General features: G+C 40.5%; 2 protein-coding genes. Both read right to left on the bottom strand.

Annotated features, from left to right (window positions below; all coding sequences use genetic code 11):
* Positions 1-875: IS3 family transposase (locus tag DDT91_RS19965; protein WP_370539347.1), on the bottom strand; the 875-nt coding region annotated here is incomplete at its 3' end.
* The gene (locus tag DDT91_RS19960; RefSeq protein WP_187177969.1) at positions 830-1,351 is read right to left on the bottom strand and encodes a helix-turn-helix domain-containing protein; all 522 of its coding nucleotides are present in this window, start codon (positions 1,349-1,351) and stop codon (positions 830-832) included. The genes DDT91_RS19960 and DDT91_RS19965, both read right to left, overlap by 46 nt.
* Between the last annotated feature and the right edge of the window lie 219 nt (positions 1,352-1,570).

Below are 1,570 nucleotides of genomic sequence, written 5' to 3'. Positions count from 1 at the left end.
TAATGATTTAAATTTAATGAAGAAGCTCGGTATTGTACCGGGCTTTTTCCGTTTAGACTTGATTTTATTCGTTGGTGGTTATAGTAATGGATGTATTCTTTGATTTCTTTTTTTAGCTCATGAATGGACTGGTACTTTTTTAGGTAGAACAGCTCTGATTTGAGAGTTCCAAAGAAGTTTTCGATGACTGCGTTGTCGAGACAGTTCCCCTTTCTGGACATGCTGATTTTGATTTCTTTTTCCTTGAGCAGGTTTTGGTATTGCGGATTTTGATAATGCCACCCCTGATCGGAGTGTATGATCAGACCCGGGATTTTTTGCCGGTTGCCGGTTGCCTTTTTAACCATTTCCAAAACTGGTTGTAGCATGGGTCTATCGGCCAGAGTAAAAGAAATGATCTCTCTGTTATATAGATCCATGATGGGAGAGAGATAGAGTTTCTTGTTTTGGACTTTGAATTCGGTGATATCAGTTACCCACTTTTGTTCAGGCTGAGATGCTTTAAAATCCCTGTTGAGGATATTCTCAGCTATTCTACCCTGCTCTCCCCGATAGGCAGCATATTTTTTTACCCGAACAACACTCTTTATTCTAAGTTCTCGCATCAAGGCGTAGACAGTCTTGTGATTGATCGTATAGCCTCTATTTTGAAGTTCTTCCTGGATTCTGCGGTAGCCGTATCTTCCTTTATTCAGTTTATAAATATCTCGGATCTCCAATTTTATTGTCTCGTACTTGTCCATTTTCTGGAGCTGTTTGAGGTGATAATAAAAGGTACTCCGAGCCATCCTTGCATGCTTTAAGAGTTCTTCCAATGCATGCTTTCGCCTTAATTCTTGGATGATTTGCGTTTTTCTTCTTTCAGGTTTTCGGATTGAATTAAGGCTTGAAGCTTTTTTAAGTATGCGTTTTCGGCTTTTAGGCTAGCCAGCTCTTCCAAGAGCTGCTCTTCTCGGGTCAGTGGGCGTTTAGGCTTTCTAGGCATAGTAGTGGGTCTTCCTAGTTGGATCGACTTCAATCCTTTCGGTCCTTTCGAATCATAAATCCGCACCCAATTCAGGACGGTTCCTTCATTAGGCACATGGAAACGGAGACAGGCTCGAAGTAAAGATAAAGATTCGGCTTTAAGTGTTTTAACGACCTTCAATCTAAAGTCTGCCGTGTATCTTCTTTTAGTGTTAGCCCTCAATCCTTCTTCTCCAAACTTCCGATAGAAAGCTACCCAACGTTTGACTAAAGAACTGCTAATGTTTTCCTTTTTGCCGATACTCTCCGAACTGTGTCGGCCTTGCATGACTTCTTGAACTATTCGAAGCCGGAAATCGAAATTGTGTTTTCTGTTTTTTCGCATAAAAATGCCCCCAATAAGTGTCTAACTTTTTGGGGGCACCGCAAAATCACTCCAGGCCTTATTTTTTGTAATTAGTTAATCACCACAGAGGTCTCAGAGAAATTTATAATCTGAGAGGAATTTATTCAATCTGTTGACGAATTGTCCTTTGATTTTAGGCTGAATCCCTCGCCTGTACTTAGTGTGATGTATCAAGCGTCTTGTAGTATCTTACTTCAT

It is taken from the genome of Algoriphagus sp. AK58 (assembly GCF_014324365.1).
Lineage (GTDB): Bacteria > Bacteroidota > Bacteroidia > Cytophagales > Cyclobacteriaceae > Algoriphagus.
The sequence above is the reverse complement of the archived record's forward strand: the minus strand, read 5'-3'. Positions and strand labels throughout refer to the sequence as shown.

What these genes read in the sequence shown, in the direction of transcription:
- DDT91_RS19960 (WP_187177969.1), bottom strand. Translation starts at nt 1,351, where the DNA reads ATGCGAAAAAACAGAAAACACAATTTCGATTTCCGGCTTCGAATAGTT.